This is a genomic window from Silvimonas sp. JCM 19000 (assembly GCF_054652575.1).
Window position 1 is genome coordinate 120,832 of the sequence record NZ_BAAIHC010000002.1, and the last position, 25,432, is coordinate 146,263.

The window sequence follows — 25,432 nt, forward strand, 5'->3', positions numbered from 1 at the left end:
CGTCTATTACCGTCTTAACGGTGTTGTTGTGCTGCTTTGCTAGCAGACGCTGCGCATTGCTTCTGGCATGATAACGCCCCAGTCTACTTACGAAGGTGTATCTGTTCATGTTTGATCTGGTGCAAAAGAACCGAAGAATGGTCGAGGTCTTGCTGGGCGCCGTGGTGCTGGGCTTGATCGTAAGCTTCGGCTGGAGCGGTTACGCGGCCACGCAGGGCGGCGGCGACTGGTTGGCCAAAGTGGGCAACACCACCATCAGCGAACAGCAAGTCGAAGATGCCATGCGTCGCCAGCAGGGCGCGCAAAAGCCGACCGTGCTGAACGCGCTGATCGAACGTCAACTGGTGCTCAACGAAGCCCGTGATCTGCGCCTGACCCCCAGCGACGAACAGCTGCGTGCAGCCATCGCTGCAATCCCGGCTTTCCAGGATAACGGTCAGTTCAGCAAAGCCAAATATGAACAAGTGCTGTCGGCCAACGGCATGCAGCCGCTGCAATTCCAGAAGGACGTCGGTGACGATCTGGCGGGTCGCCAGTTGATGGCGCCGTGGCAAGCTTCGGTGGTGGTGCCGAATGCGGTAGTGGAAAACGCCGCTCGCCTGATGGGTGAGCGTCGCGAAGTCGTCACCGCAGTGTTCAAGGCCGACGACTACTTGAGCAAGGCCAGCGTGACGCCGGCGGAAGTCAAACAATATTACGATGCCCACCAGGTCGAGCTGAAAGCGCCGGAAATGGTCCGGGTGGAATACCTGGCCTTGTCCGCGACGCAACTGGCACAGCAGCAAACGGTGAGCGATGCCGAGGTGCAGAAGTATTTCGACGCGCATAAAGCCGAGCTGGCCAAGGATGAGCGCAAAGCAGCGCACATTCTGATTGCGGTGCAAGCCAATGCGAGCGCTGCAGACAAGCAGGCGGCCAAAGCCAAGGCAGAGGCCATTGCCAAGCAAGTCAAAGCCAATCCGTCATCCTTTGCCGCGGTTGCCAAGGCGGAATCGCAAGATCCGGGCTCTAAGGATCAGGGGGGCGACCTCGGCTGGTTTGCTGCTGATGCAATGGTTAAACCGTTCTCTGATGCGGCCTTCAAGCTCAGCAAGGGCCAGATCAGTGATGTAGTGGAAAGCCAGTTTGGTTACCACATCATCATGCTGGAAGACGCGCGCACCACCACGCTGGCCGATGTGAAGCCGGCGGTCACTGAAAAAGTGAAGGCAGAGAAAGCGCAGGCGCAGTACCAGGCCAGTCTGGATAAATTCAACGAGCTGGTTTATCAGCAGGCAGATAGTCTTAAGCCGGCGGCCGATGCACTCAAGCTGCAAGTGGTGCAGAGCGGCTGGATTACCCGTCAGGGTGCGCAAGATCCGATGTTGAGCAATGCCAAGCTGACCGAGGCGTTGTTCAGCGATGACGTGTTGAAGAAAAAGCACAATACCGAAGCGGTTGAAGTTCAGCCCGGCACCATGGTTTCCGCTCACGTAGTCGATTACAAAGCGGCGCAAGTGCCGCCTTTGGCCACGGCCACGCCGGATATCGAAAACAAGCTGAAGCATGACAAGGCCGTGAAGCTGGCCGCCGCTGATGGCGCGCAAAAACTGGCCGCGCTGCAGAAGGGCGAGGCGGTTGAGGTCAAATGGGCTGAGCAGCCGACGCAACTGGGTCGTTTCGGCAATCCGACCGTGCCTGCGGATCAGGTCAAGGCTGTGTTCAATGTTGATGTGAAGAAGCTGCCTGCCGTTGTGGGTGGTGCTGATCCTGCGCAAGGCTTTGTGTTGTACAAGGTGGAGAAGGCGATTCCTGCACCCGCGTTGACGCCGGAAATGCGGGCGCAATTGACGCAAAGCATGGAGCAGACCTACGCCGGTGCTGAAATGGCCAGCTATATGGCTAATCTGCAGAAAAAGCAGAAGGTCGAAGTGAAGGCAGCCAAGTCCGAGTGATGATGGTGCTTCCGGTGTAAGAAAAAAGCGGCGCTTTACAGCGTCGCTTTTTTTTATGGCATTCTGCTGTGTGTAAGCGATATTTCCGAAAAACGCCGTTGTTCCGCTCAAACACAACACTGGTTTGATCTGGCACAGAAAACTATTGAAATTTCGATCGAACAGGCAGATATATGCGGTAAGGCAGTCCTTACACCCGCTCACGAGGAACAATCATGGTCAACTATTTTGAAATGGAATCGGGCGCTACGCTGGCCGATGCACAGACCACGCTGATGATGGGTGATCCAGTAGAAGTGGAGAGCACATACACGCCCACTTTGTATGGCCCGCAAACCGCCTTGCGCTTGATGACGGTAGCGGAAGCGGTAGCAATGGAACAACAGGCAGGCGCCCGCTTCAAGACGCGCTCGATCTAAACCAGTGCGGCGGCCGCTGTTCCAGCGTGGCCGCCATCCCTTCCCGCGCTTCCGGATGCGCGTGCAAATGGGCAATCCGGTGCGCACTGTCTGAAATCAACGCGTCATCCACTGGCCGATAAGCCACATTCGTAATCATCCGTTTAGCCGTCGCAACCGCATGCGGCGCCGCTTTCAGCAAGGCTTCCACCCATTCCGTGACACAGTCCCGCATTTGCTCTGGCGTCGCGACCACTTCATGTACCAGCCCGGCCTGCGCTGCGCGTTCGGCTTTGATGGCCTCGCCGGTCAGCATATAGCGCCGCGCCATGCCCACGCCCAGCCGCGACACCACATACGGCGCGATGATGGCCGGGGCCACGCCCATGCGGGTTTCTGGCAGGCAGAACGACGTATCGGCATGCGCCACCACCATATCGCAACAGGCAACCAGCCCAACGCCAACCCCTTCGGCATTGCCATGTACACAGGCGATGGTAGGGGCGGGTATGCGATCGAGCAGTTGCAGCAGCCGCGCCAGGCGCAACGCTTCGTCAAAATTGCCCGGTGCATCCAGCACGTCGGCGCGCTTGAGCCAGGTCATATCCATGCCACTGCAAAAGCGCTCGCCCTGCGCGCTCAGGATCAACACGCGTAACCCGTCGTTCTGCCCCAGACCTGCCAGCGCCGCGGTGAGTTCGGCCAGCATGACGTCATTGATGGCGTTGCCGGCTTCGGGCCGGGCTAGCGCAACCCGCGCAATGCCATTGGCATCAATACTGATTTCGAGTGTATCGGCCATCTTGCCTTTCTCCTGGGCAGGGTGAGCGGGCACTGCGTACGGCGGCGCTGCGAGCGGCTACCTCATTGATTTAGCACATAAAATCGTGTGCTGCTGGCATCCTTTTGGTGCACGCGGCAGGCGGGCAGGGCTTACGCGCGCTCAGCCCGGAAGGCGCATTTGTGTTAGAGTGCGCCGCTATCCTGTGTCTGTTTCAGGCAGTAACGGTTTGTGCATGGTGCGCAGGTGCTGCGGCCAGACCTATTAATGCGGATATTGTGTTGCCCTATTTATTGTTATCCACGCTGTACCGGTTTCTTTTGCAACGTCTGATGTTATGGACTGCGGTGGCTGTGCTATTGGCGTGTGCCGGTACGGTGGATGCCGCACGCGTCGAAATTGCCGGGCCTGGCGGTATTACGCTACCAGCCGAATGGATGGCGCCGCCCTCTGCCAGCGGTAACGCGCCGGGCATGCTGTTGCTGCATGGTTGCGGTGGCCTGTGGGCCAAGCCGGGTGTGCTGGCCGCGCGGCCTGCGCATATGGCCGCACTGTTGCAGGAACTCGGTTATGGCGTGCTGCTGGTCGATAGCTTTGGCCCGCGTGGCGTGCGCGAGACCTGTACCGCATCGAGCAAAGGTGCGCTCAATTCCACGCGCCGGGCGGAGGACGCCCAGCGTGCCGTCAACTGGCTTAAAAATCGCAAAGAAATCGATAGTAGCCGCATCGCCGTGCTGGGCTGGTCGCAGGGCGCCACCACCGTGCTGGCACTGATGGACAGGGATAATCCCGGCGTACGCGCTGCGGTTGCGTTCTATCCTGCTTGCGGCTCTTTTTTGCGTGCCACCCAACCGTATCAACCTGCTGCGCCCACCTTGATGTTAATGGGCGAAGCCGATGACTGGACCCCGGTCGAACCTTGCCATGAGCTGGTCACTCGTTCGGGCATGGATACCTTCCGCCTGGTCAGTTATCCCGATGTCTATCACGATTTCGATGATGCCGGCCTGGAAGTCCACTTGCGCAAAGATATCGCCAACGATGCCCATCCTGGCGGCGGCGTGATGGTGGGCTTCAATCAGTCCGCCACCGATGACGCTTACCGCCGCGTATTCAAATGGTGTTCGCGCTGGCTTGATCCGTTTCATACCTATCCCTATGAGCAACGCACTTCGCGACCCAGCGGCGTGCCCGCGCCGGCGCCGCGGCACTAGCCACTGCTGATCTGCTATGCTGCCCAGCGATGCTGACGGCAGCCTGTGCCAGCCGCGGCGGCATGCGCAAGGGATTGCCCGGCTTGCGCAATTGGCGTTGGGCGCATTGCCACGCCGCCCGCGTGCGAGGATCATCAGCCCCCACACTTTCCGGAGAAATCGTCATGTCTTTGAGTCCTGCCGAAACGGCCCTGATCAACGCAGTACCCGGCGTCAGCCTGCGCGGTTCGCGTGAGCTGTATCCACAAGCCGACGGCAGTGGTCTGCCGCTATTGTTGATCGAAAACGCGTTGGGTCGGGCCGTGGTGGCGTTGCAGGGCGCGCATGTGATTTCGTTTGTGCCCGCTGGTGGCAAGGATTTGCTGTGGCTGTCGCCCAAAGTAGCGCTGCAGCCGGGCGAGGCGGTACGGGGCGGTATTCCGCTTTGTATGCCGTGGTTTGGCGGTCATCCCGACAACGACGCGCTGCCCAAACACGGTTTTGCCCGCAATGAAACGTGGAGCGTGATCGAGGCCACCGCCAATGACGATGGCAGTACCCGCGTGATTCTGGAATTGCGCGACAACGATGCTTCGCGCGCACTGTGGCCGTACGCCTTTGTATATCGCCTGGCCGTTACCGTGGGCAGCGCGCTGCATCTTGATCTGCAGGCGCAGCATCTGGGTGACGAGCCGCAATTGCACTCGTTTGCCCTGCATACCTATTTCTCGGTGCCGGATGTGAGCAAGGCCGTTATCCATGGCCTGGAAGGCACGCATTACATCGACACGCTGCCCGCCGACAAGCCGCGCATTGCGCAAGACGGCGAGTTGCAATTGTCCGGCCCCACCGATCGTGTCTATCTGGACGTGCCCAAGGTGCAATCCATCAGCACCGAAGACGGCAAGATCGTGATCGAAAGCGCCGAAACCCATTGTGCCGTGGTGTGGAATCCGTGGGAAAACGCCGCGCGCATCGCAGATATCGGCGCGGGCAACTACGTGGGCTATGTGTGCGTGGAGCGCGGTGATATGTGGGACTTTGCCCCGACGCTGCAACCAGGCGATATCTATCACGTCGGCATGACGCTCAGCGCCGAGTAAACGTAGAATAGCCGCCAACTCAGGCCGCACGGTACGCCGCGCGGCCTTTTGCATTGGGCAGGCATTTGCGTTGCAATCCTGCCCGAGCCATTACCTCTTCCTGGCCTGACGGAACATCATGCAATACCGCGATCTGCGCGACTTTATGGCGCAACTAGAGAAGCTGGGCGAACTCAAGCACGTGTCCGCACCGGTTTCGCCTTATCTGGAAATGACCGAGATTTGCGATCGCACCTTGCGTGCGGCCGGTCCGGCCATCGTGTTCGATAATGTGCCGGGTAGCCGCATGCCGGTGCTGGGCAATCTGTTTGGCACGCCGCGGCGGGTGGCGTTGGGTATGGGCGCCGATGAGGTGAGTGCGCTGCGCCAGATCGGCCAGACGCTGGCGTATCTTAAAGAGCCCGAGCCGCCCAAGGGTCTGCGCGATGCGTGGGACAAGCTGCCGTTGCTGAAGCAGGTGCTGAATATGGCGCCCAAGGTGGTGGGCAAGGGCGCATGTCAGCAGAACGTGATTGAAGGCCCGGATGTCGATCTGGCCGCTATTCCGGTGCAGCATTGCTGGCCGGGCGATGTGGCGCCGCTGATTACCTGGGGGCTGGTGGTCACGCGCGGGCCGGAGAAAAAGCGGCAGAACCTGGGCATTTATCGCCAGCAGCTTATCGGCCGCAACAAGGTCATTATGCGGTGGCTGGCGCATCGCGGCGGGGCGCTGGATTTTCGCGAGCACGCCCGACGCAATCCGGGCCAGCCGTATCCGGTGGCGGTGGTATTGGGTTGTGATCCGGCCACCATCCTTGGCGCGGTTACGCCAGTGCCGGATAGCCTTAGCGAGTATCAATTTGCCGGTTTGCTGCGCGGTAGCAAGACCGAGCTGGTCAAATGCATAGGCAGCGATCTGCAAGTACCCGCCTCGGCCGAGATCGTGCTGGAAGGTCATATCTATCCGGATGCCAACCACCCCAGCGGCTTTGAGCATGCGCTGGAGGGCCCGTATGGCGACCACACCGGTTATTACAACGAGCAGGATTACTTTCCGGTCTTTACCATCGACCGCATTACCCAGCGCGACAACCCGATCTATCACAGCACCTATACCGGCAAACCGCCGGATGAGCCGGCCGTGCTGGGCGTGGCCTTGAACGAAGTGTTCGTGCCCATCCTGCAAAAGCAGTTTCCAGAGATCGTCGATTTTTATTTGCCGCCGGAAGGCTGCAGCTATCGCATGGCCGTGGTGTCGATACGCAAACAATATCCGGGCCACGCCAAGCGCATCCTGTTTGGCGTGTGGTCATTCCTGCGCCAGTTTATGTACACCAAGTTCATTGTGGTGGTGGATGAAGACGTGGATGCGCGCGACTGGAAAGAAGTGATCTGGGCCATCACCACGCGCATGGACCCGGTGCGCGATGTCACCCTGGTGGAAAACACGCCCATTGATTATCTGGATTTTGCCTCACCGGTCAGTGGCCTTGGCGGCAAGATGGGGCTGGATGCCACCAACAAGTGGGCTGGCGAAACCACGCGTGAGTGGGGCCGCACCATCGATAAAGACCCGGCAACCGTCGCCAGAGTCGATGCGATGTGGGATCAGCTCGGGCTATAGTCAGAACTGGCGGTCATGGCCATGTGGCTGCGCCGCTCAAACCAGGCGGGATCAGGGTTGGCGGGGTGCCCAGGCGTGCTACCAGCTTGACACTCCCCCATGCCGGATGAGTACATAGACGCATTCTGACCAGGTGCCCATAACATGCTGAACGCTTCGCAGCGCGAGTTCGTTTTTACCGAACAGGACTTCGAAAAAGTCCGCAAGATGATTTACAACTATGCGGGCATCGCGCTTACGCCCGCCAAGCACGATATGGTGTACGGCCGTCTGGCCAAGCGTCTGCGCGCCTTGGGTCTGCGTTCGTTCAATGAATACCTGGCGGTGCTGGAGCGTGGCGACAGCAAGGAATTTGAGCTGTTTACCAATTCGCTCACCACCAATCTGACGTCCTTCTTCCGGGAATCCCATCATTTTCCGATGCTGGCTGAGCATCTGAAGGCCAATCGCAGCGCCGGTGTGCTCAATGTCTGGTGCTCGGCATCCAGCACCGGCGAAGAACCCTATTCGATTGCGATCACCGCCTGCGAGGCGCTGGACAGTCTGCGCCCGCCGGTCAAGATCATCGCCACCGATCTCGATACCAATGTGCTGGAAACCGCCAAACGCGGCATCTACAACGGCGACGAAGTCGAGAAGATGGATAGCGCGCGGGTACGCCGTTTCTTTGATCGCCTGCCCGATGGCAACTACCAGGCCAAGCAGGAACTGCGCGACATGATTGTGTATCGCAAGCTCAATCTGGTCGAAACATCCTGGTCAGTGCGCGGCCCGTTTGATGCGATTTTCTGCCGCAATGTGATGATCTATTTTGACAAGCCGACGCAGCTGAACATCCTGCGGCGTTTTGCGCCTTTGCTGAAGAACAACGGTCTGTTGTTTGTCGGCCACTCCGAAAACCTGTATCACGCCGCCGATTACTTTAAATTGCGCAGCAAAACCGTCTATGAATTGAGCAAGCCAGCGACAGCCGCGCCGAGCAATCCGTACGCGCGCTAGGCCAGTTTCGCCTTATAGATACAACATCGCGCGGCCCACTTGATGGGCCGCGTTGTCTTTGCCCAGCAGCCGCAACAGTTCCAGCGCAAACAACGCCGCCGTGCCTGCGCCGCGCGAGGTGGTGATCAGGCCATCGGTAACCACGTTATAGGGCGTCACCGTGGCGCCGGCCGCGGCGAGGATGGGCTCAAAGCCAGGAAAGCAGGTGGCCTTTTTGCCGTGCAGCAGGCCCGCTTTGGCCAGCACCTTGGGCGCCGCGCAAATAGCGGCCACCGGGCGGCTGGCCGCGATCTGTTCGCGCAGACGTTGCTGCAAGGCGGCGTGTTCCAGCATTTCATTAGCGCCAGGGCCGCCCGGTAACACGATCAGCGTGGGCGTTTGCGTGGCGGCTTGGCTAAAGGTCAGATCGATCTGCAAAGTCATCTGGTGCGATCCGGTGACCGCCAGCGCTTCGGTCAGTGAGACCAGCCGCGTATCAATTTCGGCCCGGCGCAGGATATCGACGCAGGTGACCAGTTCGACTTCTTCAAAGCCTGTGGCAGCGTAAACATGGACCGTGGTCATGGTGCATCTCCAGTCAGTGCGCGGTGTGGGGCGTACCGCGGATTACAGATGATCGCCCACCTGTTTGCCCGGTGGCGGCACCTCGGTTTGTACCTTGCCGGAGGTTGGGGGCAGTTGTAGAAAGATACCCGCCGCCAGCATCGCCATCACGCCGACGCACATAAAGGTGTAGTGGAACGATTCCAGTAATTGCGGCTGGGTTGGGTGTACATACTCATTGGCAAAGCCCGCCAGCAGCGCCGCAGCGGCCGCCACGCCGAGGCTGACCGACAGTTGCATCACCACGGAGAGCAGACTGTTGCCCGAGCTGGCGTCGACGTCGCTCAAGTCGATCAGGGTAACGGTGTTCATCGCTGTAAATTGCATCGAGTTGACCGCGCCAAAGATTGCCAGATGCAGCAGCAACATCGGGTAGGGCGTTACGTTGCTGATGGTGGCAAAGCTGATCATCAAACAGCCCAGCAACAGCGTATTGGCCGTCAGCAACACGCGATAGCCGAGGCGTTCGATCAAGGGTTTGGCGATGGCTTTGGCGAACATGGCCGAAGCCGCCACCGGAATCATGGTCATGCCCGCTTTGGATGGCGAATAAGCCAGCCCCACCTGCAGCAACAAAGGCATCAAGAAGGGCATGGCGCCGCTGCCCAGCCGCGCGAACAGATTGCCAAGAATGCCGACCGCATAGGTATGGGTATGAAACAGCTGTAATCGAAATATTGGATGTTCATTACGCGCGGCGTGCAGCCAGTAAGCCGCGAGGCAAGCCAGCCCGGCCATCAACAGCAACATCACGCGTGCATGGGCCAGATGCAATTCGCCCAGGCCTTCCAGCGCAATCGAGATCAACACCATAGCCGCGCCAAAAAAGATAAAGCCCATGGTATCGAAACGCGACATTGCACCCGGCGCGGCGCGCAAATCGGGCATGAATTTCCAGGTCGCGGCGCAACCGATCACGCCCACAGGAATATTGATCAAAAAAATCCAGTGCCACGACGCATATTCCACCAGCCAGCCGCCTAGTGTTGGCCCCACCAACGGCCCGACCATGCCCGGCAGCGTAACAAAGCTGAGCACCTCCACCAGCCGCGCGCGCGGATAGGCACGCAGGATGACCAGACGCCCCACTGGCACCATCAGCGCCCCGCCCAGGCCCTGCACGATGCGCGCCAACACCAGCATGGTTAGCGTGGGCGCCTGGGCGCAACACAGCGAACCAAGGCTGAACAACAAAATCGCGCCAAAGAACACGCGACGGGTGCCAAAGCGATCGGCAATCCAGCCCGACGCCGGAATCAATAGCGCTACGGTCAGCAAATAGGCAATCACCACCGATTGCATACGCAGCGGGCTTTCATTAAGCGTGGCGGCCATTGCGGGCAGGGCGGTGTTGAGGATGGTGCCATCGAGCATCTGCATGAAGAAAGCGATGGCGACGATCCAGGGCAGCAAGCGGGCGGTACGCGCGTCCATTTCAGCGGGCATGGCGGTCCTGTTCTTGTAAGTCGAGTGTGGTCTTGATATTAGCGGGCGCAGCGCGTGGCAGCGACTATCAAACGGACCACGCGGGCGTCGGTGTGTGCCGCGCCCGCGCCGCAGCGGCTGCCCTACAGGCGCTTGCAGCGGGCGTCGGGTGTTTGCATCGCGCTGTGCTCCGCGTGGAGATTGGGGCGGCTGCAGTAGCGTTTTTGCTGGGCGACGCGTGCGCAGGCGTCCGCAAAAACAAAACCCCGGTCTGCAGGCAGGCCGGGGTGGTTGCAACGAAGTGCCCTGGTGGCCAGGGCAAACCAGGCGGGCTTAGTCTTCCAGGGCCAGCAATTCAGCCAGCGTCTGGCGGCGACGGATCAGTTTGAACGCGTCGCCTTCCACCAGCACTTCGGGTATCAGCGGGCGCGAATTGTAATTGGACGACATGGACGCGCCGTAGGCACCGGCATCGTGGAAGATAGCCAGGTCGCCCACTTGCGCTTGCGGCAGCAGGTGGGGGTCGAGGATGCCGTCGGCCTTTTGCGTAAACACATCGCCCGATTCGCACAAAGGCCCGGCGACGACGCTCGCAATCTGCTCGCCTGCAATGGCGCTGCCGTCGGCGTGCATCAAGCTGATTTCGTGATACGCGCCATACATGGCCGGGCGCATCAGGTCGTTAAAGCCCGCATCGACCAAGGTGTAATGCATGCTGCCTGCGGTCTTGGCGGCGCGGACCTCGGCCAGCAATTTACCGGCTTCGGCCACAATAAACCGACCGGGTTCGATTTCGAGATGCACGGCGTGGCCGACGATGGCTTCAATCTGCTTGCGTGCGGCATCCCACACGGCAAAGTAATGCGCGGTATCGACGCGGGTGTCGTCGTCCGCGCGATAGGGGATGGACAAGCCGCCGCCGGTAGAAATGGCGCGGATATCGTGGCCGGATTGGCGCACTTGCTCAACCATGGCATCGCACACGCGGTTGAGGTGGCTGTAATCAACGCCGGAGCCGATATGCATATGCAGGCCCACCAGATCGAGCTGGTAGTGTTTGACCAGCTCGATGGCGGCGCCCAGTTGCTCAAACCAGATGCCGTGCTTGCTGAATTCGCCGCCGGTATTGGTCTTGCGGCTGTGGCCGTGGCCGAAGCCGGGGTTGATGCGCAACCACACGCGATGGCCGGGGCTGACTTCGCCCAGTTGTTGCAGCATGTCGGTGGAGCCGGCGTTGACCGGCACTTTTAGTTCGACTACCCGGGCCAGCGTGGCGCGATCCAGAATATCGGCGGTAAACACCACCGGGCTCGGCTCATCCGTCACCTGATAGCCCGCCGCCAGCGCACGCTCCAGTTCGCCCAACGAGACCGAATCCACCATCACGCCTTCGGCTTTAAGCAAGCGCAGCAAATGCGTATTGGAATTGGCTTTTTGCGCAAAGCGGATCACGTCGAATTGTTTCAGTTCAGCAATGCGCGCGCGGATGGTGGCGGCGTCATAAACATAACAAGGCGTGCCGACTTGCGCGGCGATACGGGCGAGCAGAGGGCCGTTGAAGGGCTTCATAAGCTTGAGTCCAGATGGCTGATTTATATGGTGTTGTGTGATGTCCGTCGGGCATTTTACACACGAAAGCCGCCGCCGGGCGCAGCAACACCGCCGCGATCAGACCGGGCTGGCGTAAATCTGGACTCGATTGCGCCCGTTGTTCTTGGCGCTGTACAGGGCCTGGTCGGCGCGGATCAAGGCATGATCCAGCCCCAGTTCTTGCGGCCACGCGCAAATGCCAAAGCTGGCGGTAAAGCTGACCGTGCCGCCGTCTGCCAGCGCCACGCGGATTTGCGCGACTTGTTCACGCAAGCGCTCGGCCACCAGCGTGGCGCCTTCAATCGCAGTTTCCGGCAGCAACAAGGCAAATTCTTCGCCGCCCATGCGTGCCACCAGATCAATCTCGCGCAAGCTGGCTGAGACCACGTTGGCCAACTGGCGCAGCGCCTCATCGCCCACATCGTGGCCGTGCGCGTCGTTGATGCGCTTGAAGTGGTCGATATCAAACATCACCAGCGACAAGGGCGTGCCCGAGCGCGCGGCGCGTTTGTATTCCATATCGGCGCGCAGCCAGAAGGCGCGGCGGTTGAGCAGCCCGGTCAGGCTATCGGTACTGGCCAGTTCTTCCAGTTGCTTGACCATGCTGGCGCGTTCTTCCAGCGTGGACAGCAGATGCATATTGGCGCGGTCGAGCATGTCGGTGCGCGCATGCACTTGCTCTTCCAGCGCCTGGTTCAAAGTGGCCAGTTTGCTGCGTTCGTCGTTCAGGCCGGCCACCAGATGGCGCAGCGAAGCCGATAGCCGCGCCGATTCGCTGTACTGGTTTTCCAGCGGGATTTCGAGACCGGTTTCGCCTTGCTGCAAACGCTCGGCCGCTTCAGCCAGCCGCAGCATCGGTCGTGCAATGGCTTCAGCCAGCCAGGCGCCGACCAGGGCAAACAGCAGCGCGCCAATGGCGCCCACCACCAATATCGTCAACTGCAAGCTGCGAACCGGTGCAAAGGCAATGCGGGTGGGCTGGCGCACCACGATCTTCCAGCCCAGTCCGGCAAAATTCTGCTCGCCGTGGGTCAGCACCAGCGAGGTTAGATAATCATTGCCGTCGGGCCAGGTCACCGGCTCGCCTGGGGCCTCGGCAGTGGGCAGGCGGCCAGGCAATTTGACACTGGCCGGATCAACGCCGGGCGGGGCGAGGATGATTTCGCCGGTCCGGTTCAGTACAAAGGTTTCAATGCCCTGACTGCGCCGCGCCGGGGTAAACACGTTCTGCTCCAGCCCACGCGCCCACGCCCACGATAAATGCGCGCCCAGCACGCCAAGAAACTGGCCGTTCAGATCAAACACCGGCGTGGCGACATCCACAAAGCGCAGGGGCTCGCCATTGGCTTGCGGGCTGAGCAATCGGGCCAGCAATTTGGCTTCATGAATATCGCCGGTAAACAGATCGCGTTTGCCCGCCTGAAACCACGGCCGTTCGGCCACACTTTTGCCTTCGAGCAAACCATGCGTGGCGTATTGCACGATGCCTTCCGGGCTGGCCATGCCGATAAACGCATAATTGGGGAAAGTTTGCGCCAGCTTGTCGAGCACGGCGCGGTTGTCGTTTTTGCTGGTGGATGGATCGCGAATCTGACGTAGCGCCGCGATGATCTGGATGTCACGCACGCGCTGGTTCATGCCGCGATCCATCTGGTCGCGTAACTGACCTGCCAGCTCGCTGATGGCCTGGCCGATGTCTTCACGCTGGCGCTCGGTCGCCAGATGGCCCAATACCAGCGACAAACTCAGCGCCATGATGGCGGAGACTGCCGCAAAGGCGACCATCAACACAGAACGCAGGTTCTTGCGCGGCATGCAACCTCGAGCCAGTTAAACACGGAACACAAATTGTAATCGGCGCGCTGCGCTTGTGCATGGCGCATGCGCCGGGTGCAACAGCCACGCCACAACGCGCCGCTGGCGCCGTCAGGCTGCCTGCAAGGTCTGCAGGATTTCGCCCTCGATCTGGCGCACTGCGCGCTCATCGCCGAGCACATTGCCCGACACCACAAAGTTATCTTCGGCCCGCTCGCCCAGGGTCATGATCTTGGCCGCGTGGATTTCGATACGGTGCGTGGCCAGGATAGCAGCAATCGCCGACAACAGGCCCGCGCGGTCACCGGCCACGATTTCGACGATTGAATAGCGACCACCGCGTTCATCCGGCCGGATCGAGACGCTGGGCCGGATCGGAAAATGCTTTTGCTGGCGCGAGATCCGACTGCGGCCCGGGCCGCGCAACGGTGCATTGTGCGCAATTTGCGTGGCCAGTTCGTATTCAACATAGCCGATCAGATCGCGATAGTTCTGCCCGGCATGATCCTGGATATACACATAGAAGCTATCGAGCGCGTAACCGTGGCGCGTGGTCTGGATATGCGCATCAAAAATGCTGTAGCCGGCTTTTTCAAAAAACGCGCAAATCCGCGCGAACAAGTCAGGCTCATCGCGCGTATAGACCAGCACTTGCAAGCCTTCGCCGGTCTCGGACAAACGTGCCCGCACGATGGGTTCATCGGTGTTCAGGCGTGTAAACAGCTGGCGCGTGTGCCAGGCAATCTCGCGTGCCTCGTGCCGCAAAAAGTAGATGGTGTCGAGCTGGGCCCAGAATGCTTCGTGCGCATCCGGGCGCAAGCCGTACAAGCGCAGCAGGCGCAGCGCTTCTTCCTGCCGCTCTTCCACCCAGGATTTGACCCCGATGTTCTGGCTGTTCAGATAGCGCTGCGTGGCTTTGAACAGATCTTCCAGCAGCTTGGCCTTCCACGCGTTCCAGACTTTGGGGCTGGTGCCACGGATATCGGCCACGGTGAGCAGATACAAGGCGGTCAGGCGGCGCTGGTCGCCCACCAGCCTGGCAAAATCGGCAATCACGTCGGGGTCATACACGTCCTGCTTTTGCGCCACTTGCGACATCACCAGATGCTGCTGTACCAGCCACGGAATCAAGGCCCGATCATCCGGGTGCAGCGGGTGTTCAGCGCAGAATTTTTCGGCTATTGCCTGGCCCAGGGTGGAGTGATCGCCGCCGCGGCCTTTGCCGATGTCGTGGAACAGGGCACTCAGATACAGCGCCTCGGGCCGTTCAAATTCTTCGGTCAGGCGTGAGCAAAACGGGTATTCATGCGTAAAGGCGGGCATGGCAAAGCGGCGCAGATTACGCAGTACCATCAGCGTGTGTTCGTCCACGGTGTACACGTGGAACAGGTCGTGCTGCATACGCCCGACGATCTCGCCAAAGCGCGGCAGATAACGGCCGAGCACGCCGTAGCGGTTCATGGCGCGCAGGCTGTGGGTAAGGCCGCGCGGCTGCCGGAACAAATCGATAAACATCGCCTTGTTGGCCGGATCAGCACGGAACGCGTCATCGATCAGCGCGCGTGCATGCCACAGCGCGCGCAGGGTTTCCGGGGCGATGTCGGTGGCGTAAGGCTGTTGTTCGTAGAGCAAGAACAATTCCAGCATCGCCGACGGGGTTCGCTCGAATACATCGGGGGCCGCAATTTCGAGCGAAGAACCGCGTAACTGAAAGCGCTCGTTCAGGGGCGTAATATCGCTGCCGATTTGCGAATAAATGCGCGAGCGCAACGCCTGCACCAGCAGCGGCGTGAGTTGGCCGACCACGCGCGCGGCCAGATAGTACTGCGCCATTAATTGTTCGCTGGCGCGCTGGCGCTCGTTATCGACCAGTTTGAAATCGCTGGCCAGTTGATGCTGGTAATCCCACAGAATGCGATCTTCGCGGCGCCGGGCGACCCAGTGCAGCTGGATGCGGATGGTGCGCAGCACGCGCTCGGCATGGCGCAGGCTCTGGCTTTCTTCACGCGTGAGCATGCCCATGGCGGCCAGCTTGCGCCAATCGTGGCCCAGGCCCAGCGCACCGGCAATCCAGCCGATCAGATGCAGATCTCGTAAGCCGCCGGGAGCTTCTTTGAGGTTGGGTTCCAGCTTGTAAGTGGCGTTCTCAAACTTGCCGTAGCGGGCTTGCTGTTCCAGCAACTTGGCATCGAAAAACTCTTTGGGATCGATGTGCTGAAACACGGCATGGCGAAACCGGGCAAAGCGGGCCGGATCGCCACTCAGGCGGCGACATTCCAGCAGTGCCGTTTGCACGGTGATGTCTTTTTCTGCTTCGCTCAGGCAATCGGCCATGGTGCGTACGCTGTGGCCGACCTCCAGGCCGATATCCCACAGTTCACCGACAAAGACTTCCAGCTTTTCCAGCGCTGCCGCCGAGGGCTGGTCCGGCAGCAGGATCAATAAATCGATATCAGAATGCGGAAACAATTCGCCCCGACCATAGCCACCCACGGCCACCAGCAAGGTGTCGTCAGCAAAGTCATGGCGTTGCCACAATTCCTGCAAAGTGCGATCAGTCAATTGCGCCAGCGCGCGCAACAAGGGCGCGGCGCGTTGGGGGCAGTCAAAGCGCTGGCGCAATGCCGCCTTTTGCGCGGCGTGGTGTTCACGGATCTGGCTAACGGATCGCAGCTCGCTCATATCGATGTGCTTATCCCAGCAGGTATTGCGACGGTTGGTCTTGCACGCCAGCCGAGCGCGTCAGCACTTCGTAACCGGTTTCGGTTACCAGCACCGTGTGTTCCCACTGCGCCGACAGCGAGCGATCACGCGTGACGATGGTCCAGCCATCGGGCATGGCGCGGATCTCGCGCTTGCCGGCGTTGATCATGGGCTCGATGGTAAAGATCATGCCGGGCTCCAGCACCATGCCGGTTCCGGCTTTGCCGTAATGCACGACTTGCGGATCTTCATGAAATTGCGTGCCGATACCGTGACCGCAGAATTCGCGTACCACCGAATAACCGGCCTTTTCGGCATAACGCTGTATGGCTTCGCCAATATCGCCCAGCGTAGCGCCCGGTTTGACTTGTTCGATGCCGATCCACATGCAATCAAACGTCACTTGCGACAAACGCTGCGCGTGTGGCGGGACTTTGTCGCCCACCATAAACATGCGGCTGGTGTCGCCGTGATAACCGTCTTTGATGACGGTGACGTCGATATTGAGCGCGTCGCCATTCTTTAACGGCTTTTCATTGGGAATGCCGTGGCAGACCACGTTATTGATCGAAGTACAGACCGCTTTGGGGTAGGGGGTATAACCCGGCGGCTGGTAATTGAGCGGCGCCGGAATCGTGCCTTGCACATTCACCATATATTCATGGCAAAGGCGGTCGAGTTCTTCGGTGGTCACGCCCGGTTTGACAAAGGGGGTGATGTAATCAAGGACTTCGGCGGCCAGGCGGCCGGCCACGCGCATTCTGGCGATGTCCTCTGCGTTCTTGATGGTGACTGACATATTGATTTTTCCTCGCCCGTCCTGGCATTGCTGCAATTAAGCATGCGTTAACAAAAGCATATGGGGACGGCGCGTAAAAAGCACAAAGAGAGGCCGGGCCTCTCTTTGTGCTGCATTGTGGTGAGAAACAATGCCGGTATTCTAGCGCCGCGCGTGCTCGGGCAACACGATGTTGACTTCAAGCACCTCGAAATCATCTTTCTTGTCGAGTTGTACTTTGATGTCGTCCGGATTGATCGCCACATATTTGGAGATGACTTCAATCAGCTCGCGTTGCAGTTGCGGCAAATAGTCCGGGGCATCGCGACCGGCGCGTTCGTGCGCCAGAATGATCTGCAAGCGCTCGCGCGCCACGCTGGCGCTTTTCTTCTTTTCGCCAAAGAAATAACTGAGGATAGACATGGGTTAACCTCCGAACAGCCGTTTCCAGAACGGCTGCTTCGGCGCCTCGATAAAGCGCAGCGGTTTGTCTTCGCCCAGGAAACGGGCCACCACATCTTTGTATGCTTCTGACACATCGGTGCCGGCGGAATGAATCGCCGGCGCGCCCGCGTTGGAGGCTTGCAAGACTACTTCCGATTCCGGCACCACGCCAATCAGCGAAATGCGCAGCAGATGTTGCACATCGTCCAGCGACAGCATTTCGCCGCTATCCACGCGCTTGGGCGAATAACGCGTAACCAGCAAATGGGTTTTAACCTGACCGCCTTCTTCGGCTTTCTTCGATTTGGCATCCAGAATGCCGATAATGCGATCCGAATCGCGCACCGACGAGACTTCCGGGTTGGTGACCACCACGGCTTCATCGGCAAAATACAGCGCCAGGAAAGCACCGGTTTCAATCCCGGCCGGGCTATCACAGACGATGTAATCAAAGCCATCGGCCGCCAGTTCTTCCAGTACCTTTTGCACGCCTTCTTTGGATAGCGCGTCTTTATCGCGGGTTTGCGACGCGGGCAGGATAAACAGATTGTCGCTGTTCTTGTCCTTGATCAGCGCCTGGCGCAGGGTGGCTTCACCCTGAATCACATTGACGAAGTCATACACCACGCGGCGTTCGCAACCCATGATCAGATCGAGGTTACGCAAACCGACGTCAAAATCGATTACCGCTGTTTTAAAACCGCGCAATGCCAGGCCGGAAGCAAAACTGGCGCTGGTCGTGGTCTTGCCCACGCCACCTTTGCCGGAAGTGACAACAATGATTTTGGCCACGAATAATCCTTTTTTATCTCTGCAGTGTGGGTGTTGGCCTGGACGCTTAAAGCGCCAGTGCTTCTATAACCAGATTGTCTTGATCCAGAAAAACCTGCGCCGGTTTTGATTTGACCGACGCGGGCAATGATTCGTCCAGCGTGCGATACACGCCTGCGATAGACACCAGCTCGGCTTCCAGGCTGGTGGTAAAAATGCGCGCGCTGGTGTCGCCTCGCGCACCGGCCAGGGCGCGGCCGCGCAGCGGGGCATACACGTGGATGTGGCCGTCGGCGATGACTTCGGCGCCGTTGGACACCAGCGCCAACACCACCAGGTCGCTGCCTTTGGCATAAACCTGCTGGCCGGTGCGTACCGGTCGCGTAATCACCATGGCGGGGGCGCGCACCGGGGCGGCTTCGGGCGCAACGACGGGGGCCGGTGCGGGCGCTGCGGCGGCGGCGGCCACCAGGGTTTCTTCATCCAGCAACAACAAGCCGGCTTCTTGCGCGGCGGCTTGCTGTGCATCGTTGCCGCCCAGTGCCATCACCGGCTTGAGTGCGTAGTTGCGCAGCACCGCCATCAAGGCGCTGACTTCTGCCGCGCTGGGCGTTTGCGGCAACTGGTTGAAATCCAGCGCGACTTGCTCATTGCTCAACATATGTTCGCGACCACCCAGACGCTGTTGCAGCGCGGCGTCCAGTACGGCGATATCCAGTGTGGCTGGCACAAAGGTCAGCAGTTTTAACCCGCTACTTTTAAATTCGAAAGCGGAGACATCAGAGCGGGTGTTGGACATGGCTGAGCGCGGCGGCGGGCGGTGGAAACGAAGGCGAGAGTTTAACCCGCGCTGGCTGTAGTCGGAAAGCTGCGGTTGTCAATTGTTGAAAGTTTATGTGGTGGCTTTTTCTGGAGGGCAGCGTTGCGGCCCGATCGCGCCAGCGTGAGTGCCGTCATGCCAGCGCATGCCCGGAGAGCACGGCATGGGTGAGGCTGGACCCACCGTCCAGCGTGAAATGCAGGCGCACCGCTGGTGATATCCGGCTTTGGAGGGTGGGACACGCTGCAGAACCGGCCGCCGGCGCTTAATAACAGCGCCGCTTCAATCCTGCCTTCAGCATGATGGTGGTCGACAACTCTTCAATCGAGAGCCGGGTGGTATTCAGGTAGGGGATATTCTCGGCATGCATCAGCGTTTCGGCCTGCGCCACTTCGTCCTGGCAGGTTTCCAGTTTGCAATAGTTGCTGTCCGGTTTACGCGAGGCGCGAATTTGCGCCAGGCGTTCCGGTTCGATGGTAATGCCGAATAATTTTTGCCGGAATGGCAGCAAAGGACGGGGCAAGGTGTGCTGCGCAAAGTCTTCGGGTGTAAACGGATAATTAGCCGCTTTGATGCCGTATTGCAGCGCCAGATACAGGCAGGTGGGCGTTTTGCCCGAGCGTGAAACGCCCACCAGAATAACGTCAGCGTCCTGCAGATTCTTTGCCATACCGCCGTCGTCATGCGCGGTGGTGAAATTAACCGCGTCGATGCGATTTTTATATTCCTCAAAATTGGCGATGCCGTGCACTTTGCCTGCGGTATGACCCGAAGGCCGCTGCAATTCCTGCTCCAGCGGGCCAATAAAGGTTTCGAAGAAATCCATCATCAGCGCCTCGGGAATATCAAATTGCTGGCGCAGGCCAGCATTGATAAAGGTGCTGAATACCAGCGGCTTGCATTGATCGGTAATGGCCTGTGCCCGGATTTGTGCTACCGCCTGCTCGGCTTTTTCCGGCGTATCGATATAGGGCAGCACAATGCGGCGGATGGTGACGTCTTCAAACTGCGTGATCAGGCTGTGCGCCAGCATCTCTGCGGTAATGGCGGTGCGGCCGGAAACAATAAACGCAGTGCGGGGCATAAGCAGGCAATCCCTGGCAATAAACAGCGTGGTGGAATCAGAAAGTACGGCGGACCAGACCGGCGCGATGCATGATGCTGGTGGCCAGTTCTTCAATCGAACGCGTGGTGGAGCTGAGATAGGGCACGCCAACGTGGCGCATCAGGGCTTCGGCCTCATTGACCTCAAACTGGCAATTATCAAACTGCGCATATTTGCTGCCCGGTTTACGTTCTTCGCGGATTTGTGACAGGCGTTCCGGATCAATAGTCAGGCCAAATAATCGGGTGCGATAGGGCAGGAGCAAACGCGGCAAGGTATGCGCGCCAAAGTCTTCTGGCGTGAGCGGATAATTGGCGGCCTTGATGCCGTATTGCAGCGCCAGGTACAAACACGTGGGGGTTTTGGCCGAGCGCGATACGCCGATCAGAATAATGTCGGCCTCATTCAGATCGCGCGGCATTACGCCGTCATCGTGGCTGATCGTAAAGTTGACCGCATCAATACGCGCTTTGTATTCCTCAAAATTGCTGATGCCGTGCGATTTGCCCTGGATATGCGAAGACTCACGGCCAAGTTCGCGTTCTAGCGGATCAATAAAAATCTGAAAAAAATCAAGCGTCAGCGCTTCTTCCACGTGAATGATCTTGCGCAAGGTGGCATCCACCATGGTGGAAAACACAATCGGCCGACACTGGTCCGCTGCCGCCTGTTGCCGGATCAGCGTGGCGGTTTCTTCGGCTTTATCCCGGTTGTCGATATACGGCAAGGTAATGCGGCGAAAATTGACGTCGTCAAACTGGGTCAGCAAAGAATGCCCGAGCATTTCGGCGGTAATGCCGGTGCGATCAGACACAAAAAAGGCGGTGCGCGGCATGTACAACATTCTCCGGTTTGGTCACGCAAAGGCACGGGCAAAACAAATCATTTTCAGGATCGCAATTCAGTCCGTCATTGGCGTAATCCTGTAGCTCATCGTTTTATCACATGGCCGGATTACGGCAAGCAAATTCGCTGAATGTGATTAGTTTGCTTACGCCGTTTCCTGCAGTCGGATGGCGTGTCCATCGTGCTGTTTTAAATGCAGAATCAAACGCGAAATCAAAGTCATACAGCGCTGTTGCGGCTTTCCCCATGCGGGATTTTCCTGTAATGGATTTCGCCACTATGCGCTCGCAAGTGTCAGCCTAGAATGGGTCCAACCTGTTTTGCAACGCAACATTTTTCTAGACGAGGTACGCCATGAACGTCGCTGAGCACCCCGCCGCATCCCAAGCCCCTGCTACCGCGCTCGACCCCCATGCCCGCGTGATCGACTTTGTGCATCTGCGCATGCACCAAGTGGAGCAAGTGGGGGGCAAGAACGCGTCGCTGGGCGAGATGATTTCGCAACTCGCAAGCCAGGGCGTGCGTGTGCCCGGCGGCTTTGCCACCACGGCCGATGCCTATCGACAGTTTCTGGCGCACGAGAATCTGGCCGGCCGCATTGATGCCGCCTTGCAAGGTCTGGATGTTGACGATGTCAAATCCCTGGCCACGGTCGGTAAACAAATTCGCGAATGGATAGTGGCCACGCCCTTTCCGGCCGCACTGGAAGCCGAAATTGGCGCGCATTACGCCTTGCTGGGTGATGACGCCACGGTGGCGGTGCGTTCGTCGGCCACGGCAGAAGATTTGCCCGATGCCTCGTTTGCCGGCCAGCAAGAAACGTTTCTGAATATCCGCGGCTTTGCCAATATCCTGCACGCCATCAAAGAAGTGTTTGCATCGTTATATAACGATCGCGCCATTGCTTATCGGGTGCATAAAGGCTTCGATCACAAACTGGTGGCCCTGTCGGCGGGTGTGCAACGCATGGTGCGCTCTGATCTGGGGGCGGCGGGGGTGATGTTCTCGATTGATACCGAGACCGGTTTCGATCAAGTCGTCTTTGTGACGGCGTCTTATGGTCTGGGCGAAACGGTAGTGCAGGGCGCGGTCAATCCGGATGAATTCTATGTGCATAAGCCCACGCTCAAAGCAGGGCGTCCAGCCATTGTGCGTAAACATCTGGGCGGCAAAGCCATCAAGATGGAATTCAATACCGAAACCGTCGCGGGCAAATCAGTGCGCACGGTGGACGTGCCTTTGGCCGAACGCCGCCAGTTTTCTTTAACCGATGCCGAAGTGGAAGAGCTGGCCGGTTATGCCGTTACTATCGAGCAGCATTACGGTCGGCCCATGGATATTGAATGGGGCCGGGATGGTGTGGATGGCAAGCTGTATATCCTGCAGGCGCGCCCGGAAACGGTTAAATCGCAAGAAAGCGCGGCGGATAAACTCAGCCGCTTCCGTTTGCATGAACGCAGCACGGTATTGACCGAAGGCCGCGCCATTGGCCAGAAGATAGGCGCGGGCAAGGTGCGCATTATTAAAGACGTGTCGGAAATGGATCGGGTGGCACCGGGCGATGTCCTGGTCTCGGATATGACCGACCCGGATTGGGAACCGGTCATGAAACGCGCCGCTGCCATCGTCACCAATCGCGGCGGCCGCACTTGCCATGCCGCAATTATTGCGCGCGAACTCGGCATTCCCGCCGTGGTGGGCTGCGGCGATGCCACGCAGATTTTGCGCGAAGGCGATGAAGTGACCGTTTCGTGTGCCGAGGGCGACACCGGCAATGTGTATCAGGGCTTGCTGCGGTTTGAGCGCGTGGATGTCTCGCTGGAGAAAATGCCGGAATCGCCGGTCAAGCTGATGATGAATGTGGGTAATCCCGATCTGGCCTTCGAGTTCTGCCAATTGCCGAATGAAGGCGTGGGTCTGGCGCGGCTGGAATTTATTATCAACCGCATGATCGGCGTGCATCCCAAGGCTTTGCTGGCTTATCCCAATCTGCCGCCGGAATTGAAAGCGCAGGTGGAAGAACGCATTGCAGGCTATCGTTCGGCGGTTGATTTCTATGTCGACAAGATTGCTGAAGGTATTGCCACGCTGGCCGCCGCCTTCTGGCCGCGCAAAGTGATCGTGCGCTTGTCGGACTTTAAATCGAATGAATACGCCAATCTGATTGGTGGCCCGCAATACGAGCCGCATGAAGAAAACCCGATGCTGGGTTTCCGCGGTGCTTCGCGCTATATCGATCCGTCGTTCCGTGATTGCTTTGAGCTGGAATGCCGCGCGGTAAAGAAAGTGCGCGACGTGATGGGGCTGGATAACGTTGAAGTGATGATCCCGTTTGTGCGCACCGTGACCGAGGCGGAAAAGGTCATTGAATTGCTGGCGCAAAATGGCCTGAAGCGCGGTGAAAACAATCTGCGCGTGATCATGATGTGCGAGATACCGTCCAATGCGGTATTGGCAGATCGCTTTCTCGATCATTTCGATGGCTTCTCGATTGGCTCCAACGATATGACGCAATTGACCTTGGGTATTGATCGCGATTCGGGTGGGCCGGTGTCGGCGTCGTTCGATGAGCGTAATGACGCGGTGAAAGCAATGTTGAGCATGGCCATCAAAGCCTGCAAAGCGCGCGGCAAATACGTCGGCATTTGCGGCCAGGGTCCGTCCGATCACCCTGATCTGGCGCAGTGGCTGGTGGGCGAGGGTATCGAAACCATTTCGCTTAATCCCGATACCGTGGTTGAAACCTGGTTGCTGCTGGCCGGACAACAAGTGGCGATCTGACCGTAACAGATGCAGTGGCGGCGCCGCCCGCACCGATCAGGTGCTGGCGGCGTTTTGATTTGGACGAAGCCTGCTAGAATGGCCGTTTTCGTCCCCCTCAGCTTGTAAAGGAACAGCGATGCCGTTCAGCCGCGCCGATTATGATCAATACATGGTTCCCAATTACGCGCCTGCCGCAATCGTGCCGGTACGCGGCGCGGGCAGCCGGGTCTGGGATCAGGCCGGTAAGGAATACATCGATTTTGGTGGTGGTATCGCCGTCAATTCGCTGGGCCATTGCCATCCGGAACTGGTGGCGGCACTGACCGAGCAAGGCAACAAGCTGTGGCACATCTCGAACGTATTCACCAACGAACCCGCGCTGGCGCTGGCTAAAGCGCTGGTCGACCACACCTTTGCCGAGCGCGTGTTCTTCTGCAATTCGGGCGCGGAAGCTAACGAAGCCGCGCTGAAACTGGCCCGGCGCGCCAGCATCGAGAAATACGGTGAGCGCAAGAACAAAGTGCTGTCGGCGCTCAATTCCTTCCATGGCCGCACTTTCTTTACCGTCAGCGTGGGTGGCCAGCCCAAGTATTCCGACGGCTTCGGCCCCCGCCCGGCAGGCATTGAGCACTTTAAATACAACGATCTGGCCTCGCTGGAAGCGCTGATTGATGACGACACGGCTTGCGTCATCATCGAACCTATCCAGGGCGAAGGCGGCGTAACCCCGGCCACGCAGGAATTCCTGCAAGGCGTGCGCGCGCTGTGCGACAAATTCAACGCGCTGCTGATTTTTGATGAAGTGCAAAGCGGCAACGGCCGTACCGGTAGCTTGTATGCCTATATGGATTTCGGCGTGGTGCCGGACATCCTGTCGACCGCCAAGGGCCTGGGCGGCGGTTTTCCGATTGGCGCAATGTTGACCACCGAGAAAGTGGCCAAACATCTGGTGGCTGGCACGCATGGCACCACCTACGGCGGCAATCCGCTGGCCACCGCCGTCGCTGGCAAAGCCATCAGCATCATTACACGCCCGGAAACCCTGAGCGGCGTACAAGTAAAATCCGAACGCATCCGCGCTGGCCTGCAAGCCATTGCCGATAAATACCCGGTCGTGGCTGAAATTCGCGGCATGGGTCTGCTGATTGGCGTGCAACTGAAAGCCGAATACGCGGGCCGCAGCCGCGACGTACTGAACGCCGCCGCCGAAGAAGGCGTGCTGGTACTGGCCGCCGGCCCGGATGTGGTGCGCTTTGCACCTTCGCTGGTGATCAGCGACGATGAAATCGACGCTGGCCTGGCCCGCGTGGAAAAGGCGTTTGCGCGTTTGGTGGCGTAAGCGCCCGATTTGCGAAGCGCGCATTGTGAGTGCACGCGCAATTTCTTCCAGCGCCGACCGATACAGGTCGGCGTTTTTATTTTCGAGTATGGCCTTGATGTACTCCACGATGACATCGTCGTCATCCAGGTAGCGGGCTGCATCAAATGCGGTGAGTTCGGGCATGGCTTCGCGCTTTCCGGTCGAGCAATATCGCCGGCGGATTGATGCATTAGTGCGATAAGCAGCGCAGGCGAAGCATTCACGGTCACCGGGCGCTGATGACGCCCACCCGAAGTCCGGCGGACGAGGCAAAGCCATCCGCATCGCCAGAAACATCTCCTGAGCGGGCGAGGGTAGGAGACGGCGTAGCGGCTCCGACTGAGTCTCGCGTCCGCGGAGCGGCAGCTGAGCCATCGAAGTAACAGACGGTCCGTTTC

At 59.1% G+C, this 25,432-nt stretch carries 20 protein-coding genes and 1 pseudogene; 8 read left to right on the forward strand and 13 right to left on the reverse strand.

Annotated elements, in window-relative coordinates; all coding sequences use genetic code 11:
* Nucleotides 1–107 precede the first annotated feature (107 nt).
* Nucleotides 108–1,934, forward strand: coding sequence for a SurA N-terminal domain-containing protein (locus ACYQ1A_RS02945; protein WP_499360074.1), 1,827 nt, complete (start codon nucleotides 108–110; stop codon nucleotides 1,932–1,934).
* A gap of 215 nt (nucleotides 1,935–2,149) precedes the next feature.
* Complete coding sequence (locus ACYQ1A_RS02950; protein ID WP_062221659.1) at nucleotides 2,150–2,353, forward strand: hypothetical protein; 204 nt, start codon at nucleotides 2,150–2,152, stop codon at nucleotides 2,351–2,353.
* On the opposite strand, the gene ACYQ1A_RS02955 is transcribed toward ACYQ1A_RS02950, so the two are convergent.
* Nucleotides 2,334–3,134 carry an enoyl-CoA hydratase-related protein gene (locus ACYQ1A_RS02955; RefSeq protein WP_062221657.1) on the reverse strand — a complete coding sequence of 267 codons (801 nt, stop codon included), beginning with the start codon at nucleotides 3,132–3,134 and terminating at the stop codon, nucleotides 2,334–2,336. The two genes, ACYQ1A_RS02950 and ACYQ1A_RS02955, sit on opposite strands and share 20 nt — an antisense overlap.
* A 257-nt stretch (nucleotides 3,135–3,391) precedes the next feature.
* On the opposite strand from ACYQ1A_RS02955, the gene ACYQ1A_RS02960 reads away from it, so the two are divergent.
* The 4 genes from ACYQ1A_RS02960 (at nucleotide 3,392) to ACYQ1A_RS02975 (ending at nucleotide 8,011) form a co-directional block, all read left to right on the forward strand.
* The gene (locus tag ACYQ1A_RS02960) at nucleotides 3,392–4,327 is read left to right on the forward strand and encodes a dienelactone hydrolase family protein (protein WP_499360077.1); all 936 of its coding nucleotides are present in this window, start codon (nucleotides 3,392–3,394) and stop codon (nucleotides 4,325–4,327) included.
* A 164-nt stretch (nucleotides 4,328–4,491) separates the two neighbouring features.
* Nucleotides 4,492–5,409: a D-hexose-6-phosphate mutarotase gene (locus ACYQ1A_RS02965; RefSeq protein ID WP_499360079.1), complete on the forward strand. Its 918-nt coding sequence runs from the start codon at nucleotides 4,492–4,494 to the stop codon at nucleotides 5,407–5,409.
* 118 nt (nucleotides 5,410–5,527) lie between these two features.
* The gene (gene ubiD, locus ACYQ1A_RS02970) at nucleotides 5,528–7,012 is read left to right on the forward strand and encodes a 4-hydroxy-3-polyprenylbenzoate decarboxylase (protein ID WP_499360081.1); all 1,485 of its coding nucleotides are present in this window, start codon (nucleotides 5,528–5,530) and stop codon (nucleotides 7,010–7,012) included.
* Nucleotides 7,013–7,156: 144 nt separating this feature from the next.
* Entirely contained in the window at nucleotides 7,157–8,011 is an 855-nt protein-coding gene (locus ACYQ1A_RS02975; RefSeq protein ID WP_499360082.1) for a CheR family methyltransferase, read from the forward strand.
* A 12-nt stretch (nucleotides 8,012–8,023) separates the two neighbouring features.
* Here the strand turns inward: ACYQ1A_RS02975 and ACYQ1A_RS02980 are convergent, their stop codons facing one another.
* The 11 genes from ACYQ1A_RS02980 to ppsR (ACYQ1A_RS03030) form a co-directional block, all read right to left on the reverse strand.
* Nucleotides 8,024–8,575, reverse strand: a complete 552-nt coding sequence (locus ACYQ1A_RS02980) for a DJ-1 family glyoxalase III (protein ID WP_499360084.1) — start codon at nucleotides 8,573–8,575, stop codon at nucleotides 8,024–8,026.
* A 42-nt stretch (nucleotides 8,576–8,617) separates the two neighbouring features.
* Complete coding sequence (gene mdtD, locus ACYQ1A_RS02985; protein WP_499360086.1) at nucleotides 8,618–10,060, reverse strand: multidrug transporter subunit MdtD; 1,443 nt, start codon at nucleotides 10,058–10,060, stop codon at nucleotides 8,618–8,620.
* A gap of 312 nt (nucleotides 10,061–10,372) precedes the next feature.
* Nucleotides 10,373–11,608 (reverse strand): diaminopimelate decarboxylase, encoded by a 1,236-nt coding sequence (lysA, locus tag ACYQ1A_RS02990; RefSeq protein ID WP_062224600.1) that lies wholly within the window; start codon nucleotides 11,606–11,608, stop codon nucleotides 10,373–10,375.
* A gap of 99 nt (nucleotides 11,609–11,707) precedes the next feature.
* Nucleotides 11,708–13,444, reverse strand: a complete 1,737-nt coding sequence (locus tag ACYQ1A_RS02995) for a sensor domain-containing diguanylate cyclase (RefSeq protein ID WP_499360089.1) — start codon at nucleotides 13,442–13,444, stop codon at nucleotides 11,708–11,710.
* A gap of 111 nt (nucleotides 13,445–13,555) precedes the next feature.
* Entirely contained in the window at nucleotides 13,556–16,126 is a 2,571-nt protein-coding gene (locus tag ACYQ1A_RS03000; RefSeq protein WP_499360091.1) for a [protein-PII] uridylyltransferase, read from the reverse strand.
* 10 nt (nucleotides 16,127–16,136) lie between these two features.
* A complete protein-coding gene (gene map, locus ACYQ1A_RS03005) occupies nucleotides 16,137–16,946 on the reverse strand; it encodes a type I methionyl aminopeptidase (protein ID WP_062224601.1) in 810 nt (269 codons plus the stop codon).
* A gap of 141 nt (nucleotides 16,947–17,087) precedes the next feature.
* Nucleotides 17,088–17,348, reverse strand: coding sequence for a cell division topological specificity factor MinE (minE, locus tag ACYQ1A_RS03010; RefSeq protein ID WP_053937061.1), 261 nt, complete (start codon nucleotides 17,346–17,348; stop codon nucleotides 17,088–17,090).
* A 3-nt stretch (nucleotides 17,349–17,351) separates the two neighbouring features.
* Nucleotides 17,352–18,161: a septum site-determining protein MinD gene (gene minD, locus ACYQ1A_RS03015; protein WP_062224595.1), complete on the reverse strand. Its 810-nt coding sequence runs from the start codon at nucleotides 18,159–18,161 to the stop codon at nucleotides 17,352–17,354.
* Between the two features lie 46 nt (nucleotides 18,162–18,207).
* Nucleotides 18,208–18,939 carry a septum site-determining protein MinC gene (gene minC / locus ACYQ1A_RS03020; protein WP_499360094.1) on the reverse strand — a complete coding sequence of 244 codons (732 nt, stop codon included), beginning with the start codon at nucleotides 18,937–18,939 and terminating at the stop codon, nucleotides 18,208–18,210.
* A 286-nt stretch (nucleotides 18,940–19,225) separates the two neighbouring features.
* Nucleotides 19,226–20,044, reverse strand: a complete 819-nt coding sequence (ppsR, locus tag ACYQ1A_RS03025; RefSeq protein ID WP_499360096.1) for a posphoenolpyruvate synthetase regulatory kinase/phosphorylase PpsR — start codon at nucleotides 20,042–20,044, stop codon at nucleotides 19,226–19,228.
* Between the two features lie 37 nt (nucleotides 20,045–20,081).
* Nucleotides 20,082–20,900, reverse strand: a complete 819-nt coding sequence (gene ppsR, locus ACYQ1A_RS03030) for a posphoenolpyruvate synthetase regulatory kinase/phosphorylase PpsR (RefSeq protein ID WP_499360098.1) — start codon at nucleotides 20,898–20,900, stop codon at nucleotides 20,082–20,084.
* A 365-nt stretch (nucleotides 20,901–21,265) separates the two neighbouring features.
* Here ppsR (ACYQ1A_RS03030) and ppsA point away from each other — a divergent pair, with 365 nt between their 5' ends.
* Both ppsA and ACYQ1A_RS03040 read left to right on the forward strand, forming a co-directional pair.
* Nucleotides 21,266–23,692: a phosphoenolpyruvate synthase gene (ppsA, locus tag ACYQ1A_RS03035; RefSeq protein WP_499360100.1), complete on the forward strand. Its 2,427-nt coding sequence runs from the start codon at nucleotides 21,266–21,268 to the stop codon at nucleotides 23,690–23,692.
* Nucleotides 23,693–23,810: 118 nt separating this feature from the next.
* On the forward strand, nucleotides 23,811–25,013 hold the full coding sequence (locus tag ACYQ1A_RS03040; protein WP_499360101.1) for an aspartate aminotransferase family protein: 1,203 nt from the start codon (nucleotides 23,811–23,813) through the stop codon (nucleotides 25,011–25,013).
* A 12-nt stretch (nucleotides 25,014–25,025) separates the two neighbouring features.
* Here the strand turns inward: ACYQ1A_RS03040 and ACYQ1A_RS03045 are convergent.
* Nucleotides 25,026–25,409: pseudogene (locus ACYQ1A_RS03045) on the reverse strand (helix-turn-helix domain-containing transcriptional regulator); the annotation flags it as partial.
* Between the last annotated feature and the right edge of the window lie 23 nt (nucleotides 25,410–25,432).